14 protein-coding genes are annotated in these 15075 nt (G+C 40.3%); 6 read left to right on the top strand and 8 right to left on the bottom strand.

Translation table 11 applies throughout. The features are described from left to right. Positions 1-6: 6 nt before the first annotated feature. On the bottom strand, positions 7-276 hold the full coding sequence (locus tag I6E70_RS14775; RefSeq protein WP_002959572.1) for a hypothetical protein: 270 nt from the start codon (positions 274-276) through the stop codon (positions 7-9). 9 nt (positions 277-285) lie between these two features. Then, positions 286-861, bottom strand: coding sequence for a Fe-S biogenesis protein NfuA (gene nfuA / locus I6E70_RS14770; RefSeq protein ID WP_007584966.1), 576 nt, complete (start codon positions 859-861; stop codon positions 286-288). Between the two features lie 146 nt (positions 862-1007). Here nfuA and I6E70_RS14765 point away from each other — a divergent pair, with 146 nt between their 5' ends. After that, on the top strand, positions 1008-3557 hold the full coding sequence (locus I6E70_RS14765; protein ID WP_197189022.1) for a M14 family zinc carboxypeptidase: 2550 nt from the start codon (positions 1008-1010) through the stop codon (positions 3555-3557). A gap of 224 nt (positions 3558-3781) precedes the next feature. Here the strand turns inward: I6E70_RS14765 and I6E70_RS14760 are convergent, their stop codons facing one another. Further along, the gene (locus I6E70_RS14760) at positions 3782-4459 is read right to left on the bottom strand and encodes a ComF family protein (protein ID WP_010554946.1); all 678 of its coding nucleotides are present in this window, start codon (positions 4457-4459) and stop codon (positions 3782-3784) included. Between the two features lie 74 nt (positions 4460-4533). Here I6E70_RS14760 and bioH point away from each other — a divergent pair, with 74 nt between their 5' ends. The 3 genes from bioH (at position 4534) to I6E70_RS14745 (ending at position 6529) form a co-directional block, all read left to right on the top strand. Continuing rightward, on the top strand, positions 4534-5271 hold the full coding sequence (gene bioH, locus I6E70_RS14755) for a pimeloyl-ACP methyl ester esterase BioH (protein ID WP_010554945.1): 738 nt from the start codon (positions 4534-4536) through the stop codon (positions 5269-5271). A gap of 90 nt (positions 5272-5361) precedes the next feature. Continuing rightward, the gene (locus I6E70_RS14750; RefSeq protein ID WP_007584971.1) at positions 5362-5670 is read left to right on the top strand and encodes a hypothetical protein; all 309 of its coding nucleotides are present in this window, start codon (positions 5362-5364) and stop codon (positions 5668-5670) included. Between the two features lie 4 nt (positions 5671-5674). Then, a complete protein-coding gene (locus tag I6E70_RS14745) occupies positions 5675-6529 on the top strand; it encodes a putative metalloprotease CJM1_0395 family protein (protein ID WP_165722793.1) in 855 nt (284 codons plus the stop codon). Between the two features lie 72 nt (positions 6530-6601). Here I6E70_RS14745 and I6E70_RS14740 read toward each other — a convergent pair whose 3' ends face one another. From I6E70_RS14740 to greB, 4 genes are all read right to left on the bottom strand, one after another. After that, positions 6602-8929 carry a Tex family protein gene (locus I6E70_RS14740; protein ID WP_121955225.1) on the bottom strand — a complete coding sequence of 776 codons (2328 nt, stop codon included), beginning with the start codon at positions 8927-8929 and terminating at the stop codon, positions 6602-6604. A gap of 168 nt (positions 8930-9097) precedes the next feature. Then, the gene (locus I6E70_RS14735; protein WP_024594284.1) at positions 9098-9679 is read right to left on the bottom strand and encodes a CBS domain-containing protein; all 582 of its coding nucleotides are present in this window, start codon (positions 9677-9679) and stop codon (positions 9098-9100) included. Between the two features lie 50 nt (positions 9680-9729). Then, on the bottom strand, positions 9730-10041 hold the full coding sequence (locus tag I6E70_RS14730; protein ID WP_007584977.1) for a hypothetical protein: 312 nt from the start codon (positions 10039-10041) through the stop codon (positions 9730-9732). Positions 10042-10157: 116 nt separating this feature from the next. Beyond that, positions 10158-10637, bottom strand: a complete 480-nt coding sequence (greB, locus tag I6E70_RS14725) for a transcription elongation factor GreB (RefSeq protein ID WP_197189021.1) — start codon at positions 10635-10637, stop codon at positions 10158-10160. Between the two features lie 195 nt (positions 10638-10832). Here greB and ompR point away from each other — a divergent pair, with 195 nt between their 5' ends. Then, on the top strand, positions 10833-11552 hold the full coding sequence (gene ompR, locus I6E70_RS14720; protein WP_197189020.1) for an osmolarity response regulator transcription factor OmpR: 720 nt from the start codon (positions 10833-10835) through the stop codon (positions 11550-11552). Between the two features lie 5 nt (positions 11553-11557). Next, positions 11558-12871: a two-component system sensor histidine kinase EnvZ gene (envZ, locus tag I6E70_RS14715; protein ID WP_024607434.1), complete on the top strand. Its 1314-nt coding sequence runs from the start codon at positions 11558-11560 to the stop codon at positions 12869-12871. A 22-nt stretch (positions 12872-12893) separates the two neighbouring features. On the opposite strand, the gene I6E70_RS14710 is transcribed toward envZ, so the two are convergent. After that, on the bottom strand, positions 12894-14936 hold the full coding sequence (locus I6E70_RS14710; RefSeq protein ID WP_197189019.1) for a glycoside hydrolase family 97 protein: 2043 nt from the start codon (positions 14934-14936) through the stop codon (positions 12894-12896). Positions 14937-15075 lie beyond the last annotated feature (139 nt).

Genomic DNA, 15075 nt, shown 5'->3' with positions numbered 1-15075 from the left:
AATGGTTTATTTCCAGAGATCGGGGTCGTGGTGTTTAGGGCCCATATCTTTTAAAACTTGTGAAAAACGATTAGCAAAAATACCGCAGTAGCCCCAACCGGCAAAAAATAATGCGGGGAGTAAAATTATAACGCCAATTATTTGTAAGCTGTAGTGAGTGTAATACCCAATAGATATGAATATCACGGCTAGCACAAACAGTGCTAAGCCGCGAAAAAAGCGCTTTAAGCTCAGCTTAGGGTTGCTCCCTAAGCGATAAATAAGCTGCTTTAGCATTTACAAGGCCTAATAGTAAGAGTGATCGCCCGCTTCGTGCTCTGTTATATCAGCAACACCGGTGATTTCTTCAAACTTAGCTATCATTTCTTTTTCAATGCCTTCTTTTAGCGTTACATCGATCATAGAACAACCGTTACAACCACCACCAAACTGAAGTATAGCAATACCTGCAGCTGTAATTTCAACAAGGCTTACTTGGCCACCGTGGTTAGCAAGTTGTGGATTTACTTCGGTTTCTAGCATGTGCTGTACACGTTCGTTTAACGATGCATCGTTACCTATTTTACGCGCCTTTGCATTTGGTGCTTTTAGCGTTAACTGAGTACCCATTTTGTCGGTAACAAAATCGATTTCAGCTTCTTCTAAAAATGGAGCACTTTCAGCATCTACAACGGCATCAAAACCGTTAAAGTTTAGGCGAATATCGCTCGCTTCTACAGCGTCTTCTGGACAATAAGACACACCACATTCCGCTTGTGATGAACCAGGGTTTACAACAAACACACGAATATTGGTTTGTTGTGATTGATCTGCTAATAGTTTAGCAAAATGCGCTTGCGCTGTTTCGGAAATAGAAATCATAAAACCATCTATACTTGACTAAATTACTCGGATACTGCGTATCATACTCCGCTCATCGTGTTGCGGCTAGTGTTGAGCGTAAAAAGTTGGCATCTATTTTAAGCAATGGTAGCGTGCAAACAACGAACATTTTTTGAGTGATTTATATGCGTTTGGTATTAACATTAATGGTGGTGTTGCTTAGCTTTTCAAGTGTAGCTAAGCCACTTTCGTATTATTTTGAACAAGATGTAAAATTTGACCCTTCAATTCCTACTCCTGAGCAAGTACTCGGTTACGAAGTAGGAGAGTGGCACGTGAGACACGATCAGCTCGTACGTTATATGGAAATACTTGCTGATAAAAGCGACCGTATAAATTTTGAGGTGATTGGCCGCACGCATGAACAACGCCCGTTAGTAATGCTAACAATTACTGCTGCTGATAAGTTATCAAGCATAGAGCAGACACGCCAAGCTCACTTAGCACGCTTAAGTAATAACAGTGGTAAAGCACAAGACGACCCTGCTGTTGTATGGATGGGATACAGTGTGCATGGTAATGAGTCATCAGGTAGTAACTCATCTTTGCTGGTGGCATATTACTTAGCTGCTGCACAAGGTACTGAAATAGATGAGCTATTAAATAACACGGTTATTTTACTCGACCCTTCACTTAATCCTGACGGGCTTGCTCGTTTTGCTAATTGGGCAAACAGTAACCGAGGCATGAACTTATCAAGTGACCCTAAAACCCGTGAACATGTTGAAAACTGGCCAAGTAGTCGTACCAATCATTACTGGTTTGATTTAAATCGCGATTGGCTACTGCTACAGCATCCTGAATCGCGTGCACGTATTGCTAAATTTCATCAGTGGAAACCAAATATTTTAACTGACTTTCATGAGATGGGTCCAAACAGCAGTTACTTTTTTCAACCAGGTATTCCAAGCCGTAAACACCCAATAACACCTGATGAAAATGTAACGTTAACTAAAGCGATTGCTAACTATCACGCAAAAACGTTAGATAAAAACAACGCACTTTATTTTACTGAAGAAAGCTTTGATGACTTCTATTACGGTAAAGGTTCAACCTATCCCGATGTAAATGGCGGCATAGGCATTTTATTTGAGCAAGCAAGTTCTCGTGGACATATTCAAGACACTATAAATGGACCTTTGAGCTTTCCTTTCACTATTAAAAATCAACTGTTAACGAGTTTATCTACCTTTAAGGCAGCAGTTGATAACCGCCAAGCATTACTTGATTACCAGGCTAAGTTTTACAATCAAGCTACAGATTTAGCCAGCGATGAAAGCTTTGAAGGTTATGTTGTTGAAGATGCAAGCGACAACACCCGTATTATGCACTTTTTAGAATTGTTAAAGCAGCATCAAATTAACGCTTACCCACTTACTAAATCATTAAAAGCAGATGGTAAGAATTTCAGTACACATAGCTATTTTGTACCATTAGCACAACCACAATATCGTTTAGTAAAAGCGATTTTTAGTGAGCAAAAAAACTTTGCCGATAATACTTTTTACGATGTATCTGGCTGGACATTAGCGCATGCGTTTAATTTGCCATTTTCTAAAGTTAAAAGTAGTTGGGGATTAAAGGTTGCTGATAAAGCATGGGAAAAAGTAGCAACCCCATCATTTTCTTCACTCACCGAAGGTTACGCATTTGGTTTTTCGTGGGATGATTATTTAGCACCTAAAATGTTAAATAGCTTATTACAGCAAGGTATAAAAGCACGTGTAGCGCTAAAAGCATTAACGGCTAAATCAACATCAGGAGAAATTAATTTTAAACCTGGAAGTATTATTATACCGGCTGGACTACAAACAAATACAGATTGGATTACCTTGCTAAATAAAGCACAAAATGAGTTTGGTATTGCAATCAAACCTATTACATCAGGTTTAACAAGCAAAGGAGCCGATTTAGGGTCGCGATCAATGGCGGTTGTTAGTGCTCCAAAAGTACTGCTTATTGGCGGGCAAGGCGCAAGCCAGTACGAAGTCGGCGAAGTGTGGTATTACCTAGATCGATTTGTAGGTGTTGCACCAACAATTGTTGAAATGAACCGCTTTAGTTCACTCGAGTTAAGTGAATACAGCCATATTGTGCTTGCTCATGGCAATTACAATAGCTTATCTGATGCCGACAAAGTGGCTATTAAAAGCTGGGTAAGAAAAGGCGGCGTTATTTGGGGTCACAAAGGCGGCGCTAAATTTTTAGCTGATCAGCAATTACTCAAAGCAAGCTATCTATCACGACAAGATGTAGCAAGTGCATTTAAAACGACAGGTTTAAGTTATGGCGATAAAGATCATTTAGCAGGACGTCAACGCATTGCAGGTGCTATTTTTAATACTAATGTAGACTTAACTCATCCGCTTACATTTTCACTTAAGCGTAATACATTGCCCGTATTCAAAAACAGTACTTGGTTGCTAGAAGCTTCCGATGCTCCGTTCGTAAATGTACTTACCTACACTAAAAATCCATTATTGGCAGGCTTTACCGATGCCGTTAATGTTGAGCAAGTTGCTGGCGGCGCAGGCTTAATTGCTCACTCATACGGACGAGGTACAGTAATAGGCATGACCGATGACCCTGTATTTAGAGGTTACTGGTATGGGACTAGTCGACTACTAAGCAACGCTTTATTTTTTGGCCATACGTTTCGTGCAAATGGCGAATAATACTAATTCGCTTAAATTAAGTGATCTATTTTGAGGATGGAAAAACGTGTTGATAGCTAGGCAAAAAATTCGCTATTTAGTTGTTCTCGGCAATTGCTCCTGCATTGCTCTACCTTCTGCATCCATGCAGTCGTAAATGAGAATTTTTTAACTCAGGTAGCGACACGTTTAGCCCCGTAAAATGATTAAGTATTATTGCGGATTGGTATAATACTTTTTAATAATTAAATAGGCGTTAAGCAAGTTGTAAAAGCCCACACTTGTTTAGCGCCTGCTTGTTTTAGTGCACTAGTAGCTGCGTTTAATGTTGCCCCTGTCGTCATCACATCATCAACAATAGCGACTGTTTTACCGCCCATATCCTCTGTACAAATAAAGGCATTTTTTAAGTTTTTAATACGCTTTGCTTTAGATAGCTCCGACTGAGCTTGTGTTTTTTTATTGCGAATAAGTACGTTACTCACTGATGCGTAATTAGCTAAACATGGTTGCCAAACTTGGCTTACCTGATTAAACCCGCGAGTAATGAATCGGCTTTTATGAAGAGGTAAAATAATAAAGGTATCTGGCAAAGTAGGGCTTTGCTCAAAAAACTGTGTTAATTGTTTTTGTATAACTTGCTGCAGTGCCTTTTTATAATGAATTTGATTATTAAATTTTAGCCTTTTAAGCCAATGTTCAAAGGGAGGTTGATAAAAAGCACAGGCAAATAATTTATCAAACTCGCAATTAGGAAACATCTCAACAATATCGGGTCGATGCAGTAAATTCTTATGCTTACTAAAATCAAACAATGGTAAATCTTCAAGGCAATAATCACAAAGCCCTAAAGAGGTCGTAATCGTATTTTGACATTGCACGCAATAAGAGGGAAATAACCAATTTAAAATGGCTTGTTTCACTGACTCGCTCCTTGCATTGCAATCGCCTTTTTAAACGTTATGATGAGCCTAAGTTTGGTAAAGGTTAGGCAAATATGCAAAATGAGTTAGTGTTATTACATGGTTGGGGAATGAATCAGGGCGTATGGCAGTTAGTACAGCCAGAACTTGAGTTTTTATATTCAGGAAGTGTACGTAGCCTTGACCTACCTGGGTTTGGTAATAGCCATGTTTGCCCAAGCCCTTATACTTTGCATGATGCAGCAGAAACTTTAAGTAAGCAGTTAAAGCCGAAGACCATTTTAATGGGGTGGTCGTTAGGTGGATTATTTGCACTTTATATTGCTAAGCATTGGCCTGAAAAAGTATCAAAAGTTATTTTAATTGCATCGACTCCTTTTTTTGCGGAGGCAGATAATTGGCCCGGAATAAAAGCGAATGTATTGGCGCAGTTTAAAGAGCAGTTAGTTAATCATCGAGAAAAAACAATAGAGCGCTTCTTAGCTATTCAAGCGATGGGTAGCGAGTCGGCGCGTGATGATATAAAGCTGCTTAAACAATTACTAAATCAGTACAGCGCACCACAAAGCGACGCCCTGAGCGCTGGTTTAGATATTTTACAAAACGACGATTTACGTGATTTATTTGCTCATTGCCCAGTACCTATCAAAGGAGTATTTGGCCGACTTGATGCCTTAGTGCCTTATAAAGCAATTAGTGAAATGTCAGTACTAAATACTGAGTTTGAATACGAAGTGCTAGATAAAGCGTCGCACGCGCCATTTATTTCTCATAAAAGTGAGTTTTTATCTGTCGTTAAATCAATGCTTTAAAATAGAGCTAAGAATAGCGCTGTTTAAAGCTTTATTTTGAGCAGAACCTGAGCGATAATTAAACAATGTTTATTTGGTGGAGGTTTTAATATGCCAATCGGATCTGTATTTAATAGTGGTGTAGAAGGGTTTAATCGAGCTAGCCAAGGTATTGAAAAGGCCAGTGCTGAGATTAACCGTGCCAGTATAGAACAGCAAGATGACGCACAATTAGCGCAGCAACGTCAGCTTACAGCAGCACGCCCTGAAGAAGCTATTACTGCACCTGTAGCACAGCCAGCTCGTGTTGATGAAGCGCTTGTTAACTTAAAAGTTGAAGAGTTTAATGCCAAGGCAAATACGCAATCAATTCAAACGGCCGATGATGTACTTGGCACGCTAATCGATATTAAAGTTTAGTATTATGAATATTGTCACGCCATTTCCGTCTATCAATATAAACACTGCAAATGTTTATACGGAAACTGCACGGCGTGACAACCAACTACGCGAAGTTATTCCTGCTCCCGCATCTAGTAGCGCAAGCAATACAGAAACCAAAGCGCAAAGTGATTCTGAAAAAGCAAAATTACCAGGCAGTAGCGATGGTGCGACGTATAACGCAACGGGAAAAATAGCAGACGAAAAGTCAGTTCAGCAGCGCGATGGAAACTCAGAAAACCCTGAGGGCTCTGAGGAAGAAAGTGAAGCAATTGAGAAAAAAGAATCTGAGCAAGAAGAGCTGCAATTAGAACAAGAACAACAACAAATTACAGAGCTAAAAGCACGAGATACTGAAGTACGAATACACGAGCAAGCGCACGCTTCTGTAGGTGGGCAACATGCTGGCTCGCCAAGCTATGAGTATCAACGTGGCCCAGATGGTACTAACTACGCAGTTGGCGGAGAAGTACAAATAGATGTGTCAGAAATTCCGGGTGACCCGCAAGCGACTATAGACAAAATGCAAACGGTACGCGCTGCCGCATTAGCGCCTGCAGAGCCTTCGGGAGCTGATCGCTCTATTGCTGCAGATGCTACGCAAAAGCTAGCAGCGGCTCAGGCTGAGCTTGCACAACCTGAAAAAGAAGACGACGAAGACGCAAAAAGTAAACTTGAAGCGTCATTCTCTAGCGATGAAAGCAGCGATACAAAAACAGCTAAAAGTGACGAGCAAACACGTGATGCCGATGTTGAGGCACGGGCGGGGCGTATTGCTAACTTTTATCAAATGGCTACATCGCCAGCGAGACAAAGTAGTTTTTCAGCGTTAAGTTAATAATTTAGTAAAACGTAACCACAAAAAAACCGCTTACGCGGTTTTTTTCGTTTTAGCTTAGCTGTACAAGTATTATTTTTTCACTTTAGCATTAGCGAACGCATCGGCAAATGCATTACCCATTAACGCATTACCGTTGTCACGTTTAGGCTTTGCAGCGCGAGGTTGCGAATTATTAGCACGTGCTTGTGGTTTTTGCGTAGCTGGCGCTGCTGACTTATTACTTGTGTCAATGTCGTCATCTAAGCGCATAGTAAAGCTTATACGTTTACGTGCAGCGTCTACTTCAACAACTTTAACCTTTACAATATCACCAGCTTTAACAACTTCACGCGGATCTGATATAAATTTATTCGTGATTGCTGAAATATGCACTAAACCATCTTGGTGAACACCTACATCAACAAACGCACCAAAATTAGCAACGTTTGAAACCACGCCTTCTAAAATCATACCTGGTTTTAGGTCACTAATTTTTTCAACACCGGCTTTAAACTCAGCTGTTTTAAATTCAGGACGAGGATCTCGACCTGGTTTATCAAGCTCAGTAATAATGTCGGTAACGGTTGGTAAGCCAAACTTTTCGTCAGTGTAATCGTTAGCAGCAAGTTTAGTTAAAAAGTCGCTGTTACCAATTAGGTTACTGACATCTACGCTATTGCGTTCACAAATACGTTTAACAACAGGGTAAGCTTCAGGGTGAACTGATGAGTTATCTAGAGGATCGCTACCATTGTTAATACGTAAAAAACCAGCCGCTTGTTCAAATGCTTTTGGCCCTAAACGCTCAACCTTTTTAAGCTCACTACGTTTAGTAAATGTGCCGTTAGCATCGCGATAATTAACGATATTTTGCGCTAATGTTTTGTTCAAACCAGATACGCGTGTAAGTAGCGGTACCGATGCCATGTTTAAATCTACGCCTACTGAGTTTACACAGTCTTCAACAACTGAAATAAGACTTTGGCCTAATTGGCTTTGCGATACATCGTGTTGGTATTGGCCAACACCAATTGATTTTGGCTCAATTTTAACAAGTTCAGCAAGAGGATCTTGAAGGCGGCGCGCAATAGAGACAGCCCCTCGTATAGAAACATCTAAATCTGGGAATTCATTAGCTGCAAATTCAGAAGCTGAGTAAACCGATGCACCCGCTTCGCTAACCATAATTTTACTAAGCTTAAGTTCGCTGTTTGCTTTCATAAGCTCAGCAACCAACTTATCTGATTCGCGTGATGCAGTACCGTTACCAATCGCAATTAGCTCAACTTTATGCTGACGACAAAGTTGCTCTAACGTACGCACTGATTTATCCCAATGATTTTGTGGTGCATGAGGGAAAATAGTTTGTGTAGCTAGTAATTTACCTGTGCTATCAACAACGGCAATCTTACAGCCAGTACGAAGGCCTGGATCAAGACCTAAAGTAGTACGAGGGCCTGCAGGTGCTGCCATTAATAAATCTTTTAAGTTTTTAGCAAATACGTCGATTGCACCAGCTTCTGCTTTTTCGCGCATTGCTGCAAAAAATTCATTCTCTAGGTGTAATCCTAACTTAATTTTCCACGCCCATTGCACAACGTTTAATAACCAAGGACTTGCCGCTTTATATTTAATATCTAAACGGTAATGGTCAGCAATCATGTTGGCACATAGTTGCGCTGAATTTTCAGCGCTAGGCTCTGGATTAACATTTAACTGAAGTACACCTTCATTTCGGGCTCTAAGCATAGCAAGCGCACGGTGAGAAGGTACTTTTTTGAGAAGTTCTTGATGCTCGAAGTAGTCACGGTATTTTGCACCCGCTTGCTCTTGGCCTTTAATTACAGTGCTTTCAATTGCGCCGTTTTGGCTTATGTGACTTCTAAATTTAGCAAGTAATTTTGCGTCTTCAGCAAAGCGCTCCATCAAGATAAATTTAGCGCCTTCGAGTACAGCTTTTGTATCTGCAAAGCCTTTTTCAGCACTTACAAATTGATCTGCTTGTTGCTCTGGGTCAAGGTTAGCATCTTTAAATAGTGCATCTGCAAGTGGCTCTAAACCTGCTTCAATTGCTATTTGGCCTTTAGTACGGCGCTTAGCTTTGTAAGGTAGGTATAAATCTTCAAGTTCAGTTTTACTTTGTGCATTAGTTATATCGGCACTTAGCTCTGGCGTTAATTTATTTTGCGATTCGATGGTCGATAAAATAAAACTACGGCGCTCTTCTAGTTCACGTAAATACGATAAACGCTGCTCTAAAAGGCGTAATTGGGTGTCGTCTAGGCCGCCGGTAACTTCTTTTCTGTAGCGGGCAATAAAAGGAACAGTTGCGCCTTCATCAAGTAATTTTGTAGCTGCAACAACCTGTTGCTGCTGTGCGTTTAACTCACCGGCTAAACGTGCAGAGATATCGCTCATGCAAAAACCTTTTTATACAATAAAATAAGACCAGAAGCGTGTTACTGGCGCCGTTAATTGCTTGAATAATATCACAGGAGGTAGTAATAAAAAGCTCTTAAAGCAAGCTATTTCACTTGCTTTAAGATGGTTGGGAGGGGAGTAAATCAATTCAACTAAAAGAGCGCCCTAGTGAGGATGCTCAATGTTTTCTAATACTTCACTGAAAGAGTGAGCAATAGGGCTAATATGTAGTGGAATATGTAATGTTTTAGCTATTTGGCGAGCTGAAATTAAACCACAAATTTCGCTACTTGCTGTTGTTACTAATAAAAACATTACACCTTGATGCTCCATTGTTTGCAGCGCATCACCAATGCATGCATAGCTTAAGCTTTGCATGCTTACACCTGTAAGTCGGCTAATTGGCGTCATAATATCGCGCAAGCTTACTTCACTTCGTGGGGTATTTAAACGCTCTGCAATAATAGTAATTTTAGAGCTTTGTAAATCGGCGCTAGAAACAAGACCAATCAATTTTTGGTTCTCGTCGGTTACTAAAACAAAATCAGATTGTTGTGCACTAACTTGTTTAAGTGCATCTGTAATCGTTGTTGTATGCTCTGCACGAATGGGCGTTTTTTGAGTAAAGTTATTTACCATTTTTAGCGCTGGAGATGATAAATCAATCAATGGTTGGTCATCTGCAAATGTGCTTGCAATAACGCCGTGAGAAACATTTTGAGTACGTAATTCTTTAAAGTTAGACATAGTAGTCACCTTAGTAATTATAAAATTTAATTAAGTTGTAAAATAATGAATTAAATTAAATAGCTAGGTGGTCCGCGTTGGTACGCAGTGCTAAAAGGTCTGTTTAGGTTGGTGCTCTTATAAAAAGAATCTACGACATTAGGAAGTGGTTGAGGCGACCTAAAGGTAATAGTATTAACGTGAGAGTCTACGTCAAAATCGAGGTTTGCTTGGTCAGGAATGTCACAAGCAATAAAGTGATTAGATAGTTTAGCGTTATCAAGGTTTACTTCAGTGTTACTGGCATGCAGCGTCAAACTTACACTCATTAAAAGTGCAAACAATACGGCATTATTTAATATGCGCTGTACTATGTTTGACATAACCACGACCTTAATTAACTGCTTTCAAATTAAACAAATCAACTTGAATAATTCAGTTATAGCTTATTGGTTTAATTTACACAATCAAAAGTTAACATGATCTGAATCAAAACTTTTTATTTCCTTTTTTGGTAATCGATACTGTTTACATACCACTGTTTTTTACCCTGAGGAGTAGGTACCTCAAAATCGTCATCTACTTGTTTTTTAATCAGCGCCCGCGCCATAGGTGAGTCTATCGATATGTAATCTTTTCGGTCGTAAATTTCATCAGGTCCGACAATTCTGAATTTTTTAGTTTCACCTTCTTCGTTTTCAATTTCGACCCATGCACCAAAAAACACTTTTCCATCTTGAACGGGAGAGTAGTCGATGATTTTTAAATCAGGTATGCGTTTGCGTAAATAGCGTACACGACGGTCAATTTGGCGTAACAAACGCTTGTTATATTGATAGTCTGCGTTCTCAGAGCGATCTCCGAGGCTGGCTGCCCAGCTAACTATTTTTGTTACTTCTGGGCGTTTAACGTTCCATAGTTGGTCGTGTTCTTGTTGTAATTGTAAGTAACCTTCGCGGGTGACTAAATTTGTTTTCATGGTGAATTCTTTATTAGCTCTAATGGTGTGCACGTTATTAAATTTGCCAAAACTTGTCGAGCGTAAAATGTAATAAAGTACGAGTAAGTAAGCTTTGAAATGTTCAGTAACAATCTAAGCAAGTAATTAGTTTTTGATTATTAAGTTTTTCATTTATATTAACTAGTAATTGGATATAAAAATAAGAAAGAGATTATGGGACACGAAACCACAAAAGTATTAGTTGTTGATGACGATATGCGCTTACGCAGTTTGCTTGAACGTTATTTAGTAGAGCAAGGCTTTATTGTTAGAACCGCAGGAAACTCGGAGCAAATGGATAGACTCCTAGAGCGAGAAAACTTTCACTTAATGGTTCTCGATTTAATGCTCCCAGGCGAGGATGGCTTATCTATTTGCCGCCGTCTACGCCAAAAAGAAAATGAAATTCCTATTGTTATGCTTACTGCAAAGGGCGACGAAGTAGATCGCATTATTGGCCTTGAACTTGGCGCTGACGATTACATTCCAAAACCATTTAATCCACGAGAGCTACTTGCTCGCATAAAAGCCATTTTACGTCGCCGCGCAAAAGAAGTGCCAGGCGCACCTGCTGCTGAAGAAAACTTAATCGCTTTTGGTAAATTTACGCTTAATTTAGCAACGCGCGAAATGAATGAAGGGGATAAAACAATATCGCTTACCAGTGGTGAGTTTGCAGTGCTTAAAGCGCTTGTTTCGCATCCACGTGAGCCACTTAGCCGCGATAAGCTAATGAACTTAGCGCGTGGCCGCGATTACAGTGCGCTTGAGCGAAGCATTGATGTGCAAGTGTCGAGACTTCGCCGCATGATCGAAGTAGATGCTGCCAATCCACGATATATTCAAACCGTTTGGGGTTTGGGGTATGTGTTTGTTCCCGACGGTGAAAAGTAATATTTATGGGCATGTTTCCGCGCAGTGCTTTTGGACAAACTGTTTTTTTAGTGGCGGCTCTGCTGCTCATAAATCAAATAGTGTCTTATGTTACGGTTAGTTTTTATGTTGTAAAACCAACCATTGAGCAGGTTAACTTGATGCTTGCTAAGCAAATTAAAACAGTATTCATTGACTGGGAAGATGGCGTTGAAATAAACGACGAAGTATCTGCAAAGTTTTTTGAAATTACTGGTATTGAAGTCATGACGCAGCGCGAAGCAATGCGCCAAGGGCTTGGGCAAAGCCGCGAATATTCTATGCTATCGCGCAGCATGACTGAGCAACTTGGTGGTTATTCTCGTGTACGTATTAGCCAAACTGATCCGTTGATTTATTGGGTTGAAGCACCGCAAGCGCCAGGTTATTGGGTGAAAGTACCGCTTAAAGGCTTTAAAGAGAACAACTTAGAGTTTTTAACTTTTTACTTATCAAGTATTGGCTTTTTAAGTGTGCTGGGTGGGTGGTTGTTTGCAAGGCACCTTAATAGACCATTAAAAGCACTGCAACAAGCTGCAGTGAAAGTGGGTAAAGGCGACTTTTCTACCAAGTTAGAAGAACAAGGCTCAACAGAAGTAATAGAAGTAACGCGCGCGTTTAACCAAATGTCGCGCGGAATTGCCGCACTTGAAAACGACCGCCGTTTACTAATGGCCGGTGTATCTCATGATTTACGTACGCCGCTTACGCGTATCCGTTTAGCCACCGAAATGATGGTTGATGAAGATGATTATCTTCGTGAAGGTATTATTTACGATATAGAAGACATGAACGGGATTATTGATCAGTTTATTGAGTATCTACGCCACCATAAACGTGAAGAACTAAGTTGCGAAGATATCAATGCTTTAGTTGCCGAGGTTGTCAATTCTGAGCTTCAGCATCAACGTACTATTACGTTTAAAAGTAATCCAAATATAGGCAATATACCGTTAAGCTCTGTGGCTATTAAACGTGTAATTACCAACATGATTGGTAATGCGCTGCGTTATTCTGAGGGCGATATTGAAGTACTTAGCTACTTTAATTCAAACAAAAAATATGTAGTTATCGCTGTAAACGATAGTGGCCCCGGCATTCCTGAAAACGAATTAGAGTCTGTTTTTGAGCCCTTTAAACAAGGCGATGCAGCTCGCGGAAGTGAAGGCAGTGGTTTAGGCCTTGCTATTATTAAACGCATTGTTGATATGCACGACGGTAAAGTAAAGCTAGAAAACCGCCCAGAAGGCGGTTTAAGTGCACAAGTATATTTGCCAATAAAGGTATCAACCCCTGCATAGTAAATGCAGGGGCTTTATTATATTAAAGTGCTTTAAAACGAATAGCTGTACCGCCACTAGTGGCTAATTTAAGCGTTAGTTTATCGTTTGCAGTTACAACACGTTTTTCGATAGCTAGATCGTACGGATTATTTTTCCACTCTGCGCTTTTACCATCTTTATAAATTTGTGCTTCAAATTTTTTGCCTTGCTCTAAAAAGTCGAGTTTCACCTCAATAGTTCTGGCTTGTTCGTCAGTAACAGCGCCTAGGTACCAATCATTTCCTGAGTATTTAGTGCTTTTACGTTCTTTACGAGCGAATACAATAAAGTCGCCTACTTCACCATCAATAGCAATACTTTGCTGCCAATCTGTTGGTACGTCTTGAATGAATTGAAACGCATCGGGCTTAGCCAAATAGTTTTTAGGTAAGTCGGCAGCCATTTGAATTGGGCTATACAAAACAACATAAAGTGCAAGTTGTTTGGCAAGTGTAGTTTGTGGGCGGTTTGTATCGCCTCCTAAACCATTAAAGCTCATATCAAAAATACCTGGCGTAAAGTCCATTGGTCCTGCAAGCATGCGGGTAAAAGCAAGCATTGGTACATGCTCTGGTGGATTAGGTGGTGAACCCCATGCATTATATTCTTGTCCGCGTGCACCTTCGCGCGCAATCCAGTTTGGATAAGTACGGCGCAGGCCTGTATCTTTAATTGGCTCGTGAGTATTAATGCTAATTTTATGCTTAGCCGCAAGTTTTACGTTATAAAGGTATTCGTTAACCATAAACTGGCCGTCATGCCATTCGTGGCGAGCAATACCGTTTTTGTCTATACGTTTTATATTTCCGCCATCGGCTACATAACCTGTTTTTACTTGGCTTACGTTTGATTTTTCGTAAAGGGCAAAAGCATCTTCCATTTGGTCACGGTAGTTGCTTACATTGCCTGATGTTTCATGGTGGCCAATGAGCTGTACGCCTTTTTCTTTGCCGTATTGAGTCAGTGCTGCTATATCAAAGTCGTCGTACGGTTTGGTAAAGTTAAATACATCGCCATTAAAATACCAATCGCCATCCCAACCAATATTCCAGCCTTCAACGAGTACGCCATCAAAACCATACTGCGCTGCAAAATCCATATAGTATTTTGTGGTTTGCGTAGTGGCGCCGTGTTTTTTACCGCTACCCCAAGTTTGCGTGTTTATATGCATACCCCACCAAATACCCACGTATTTGCCAGGCTTAACCCACGACACGTCACCGAGTTTATTAGGCTCGTTTAGGTTTAGTATTATATCTGAATTAACTAAGCCAACAGCGCTGTCGGCTATTTGAATGGTGCGCCATGGTGTTTTAAAAGCACCTTGTTTTTTAACTGCAACACCATCTGACCACGGTGTTAAATCGGCAGTGAACGTACCAGAGCGGCGTTGATTAAGCACCATGCCTGCGTAATCAACAAGTGCGGCTTCATGAATACTAATATGAGTACCGTCACTTGTTTTAAACGTAAATGGTGTGTGAGCTAGTGGAGCTTCGTTAAGTGGGGTAGTGTTGTAAACATATTCGTAGCGGTTCCAGCCACGAGCAGGTATCCACCATGCTGTTGCATCATGGCTATTGTTTATTGCAAATTCAGTTAACTCTTTGGTGATTTCTGTATGTTCGAACCCGGCTTGTTGTGGTACTTCGTATCTAAAACCTACACCACTATCAAATGCTTTAAATCGAATAGTGTAGGTACCTTTATTTGGCTCGTTTTTTGTAAAGGTAACGGCTACTTCGTTATATTCGTCAACAACGTTTTGGCGTTCGCCCCAGGGTTGTTGCCACTGCGAGTTAACGCTTTGTTGTTCAATGCTTTTAATTTTAAAGCCATCGCTAAAAGCTGCTTGTGTTTTAAATTCAAACCCCAGTAAAGATTTGTTTATAACCGCTTTGTTTTTAAATTTTATTGCGTAGCTTGGCGTGTTGTTTTCGTCAGAGATGCTTACTGTTATTTGTGTGTCTGGCGATTTTAGCTCTACGGTTTGTCCGTAGCTATTACTAGCAAAGGCTAAAAGCACAAGTGCTGGTATTCTCATGGTGTGTCCTTAGATGAGTCGGTGGTGACATTTAAGGATAATGACTGTTGATGATTAATACGACTGCTTACATACGTATTCAATGTTTTAAAAAATAGAAAGAATTTGGTGGCTTAATCGGTCTATAATGTAAACAAAT

The organism is Pseudoalteromonas sp. NGC95 (assembly GCF_015864705.1).
GTDB classification, from domain to species: Bacteria; Pseudomonadota; Gammaproteobacteria; order Enterobacterales; family Alteromonadaceae; genus Pseudoalteromonas; species Pseudoalteromonas arctica.
Note: the sequence above shows the minus strand (reverse complement) of the source record. Positions and strands in the feature narration are given on the sequence as shown.

Excerpts from the sequence above, each read along its gene's own strand:
- I6E70_RS14775 (WP_002959572.1), bottom strand. The coding sequence starts at position 276 with ATGCTAAAGCAGCTTATTTATCGCTTAGGGAGCAACCCTAAGCTGAGC.
- nfuA (WP_007584966.1), bottom strand. The coding sequence starts at position 861 with ATGATTTCTATTTCCGAAACAGCGCAAGCGCATTTTGCTAAACTATTA.
- I6E70_RS14765 (WP_197189022.1), top strand. The coding sequence starts at position 1,008 with ATGCGTTTGGTATTAACATTAATGGTGGTGTTGCTTAGCTTTTCAAGT.
- bioH (WP_010554945.1), top strand. The coding sequence starts at position 4,534 with ATGCAAAATGAGTTAGTGTTATTACATGGTTGGGGAATGAATCAGGGC.
- I6E70_RS14750 (WP_007584971.1), top strand. The coding sequence starts at position 5,362 with ATGCCAATCGGATCTGTATTTAATAGTGGTGTAGAAGGGTTTAATCGA.
- I6E70_RS14745 (WP_165722793.1), top strand. The coding sequence starts at position 5,675 with ATGAATATTGTCACGCCATTTCCGTCTATCAATATAAACACTGCAAAT.
- I6E70_RS14740 (WP_121955225.1), bottom strand. The coding sequence starts at position 8,929 with ATGAGCGATATCTCTGCACGTTTAGCCGGTGAGTTAAACGCACAGCAG.
- I6E70_RS14735 (WP_024594284.1), bottom strand. The coding sequence starts at position 9,679 with ATGTCTAACTTTAAAGAATTACGTACTCAAAATGTTTCTCACGGCGTT.
- I6E70_RS14730 (WP_007584977.1), bottom strand. The coding sequence starts at position 10,041 with ATGTCAAACATAGTACAGCGCATATTAAATAATGCCGTATTGTTTGCA.
- greB (WP_197189021.1), bottom strand. The coding sequence starts at position 10,637 with ATGAAAACAAATTTAGTCACCCGCGAAGGTTACTTACAATTACAACAA.
- ompR (WP_197189020.1), top strand. The coding sequence starts at position 10,833 with ATGGGACACGAAACCACAAAAGTATTAGTTGTTGATGACGATATGCGC.
- envZ (WP_024607434.1), top strand. The coding sequence starts at position 11,558 with ATGGGCATGTTTCCGCGCAGTGCTTTTGGACAAACTGTTTTTTTAGTG.
- I6E70_RS14710 (WP_197189019.1), bottom strand. The coding sequence starts at position 14,936 with ATGAGAATACCAGCACTTGTGCTTTTAGCCTTTGCTAGTAATAGCTAC.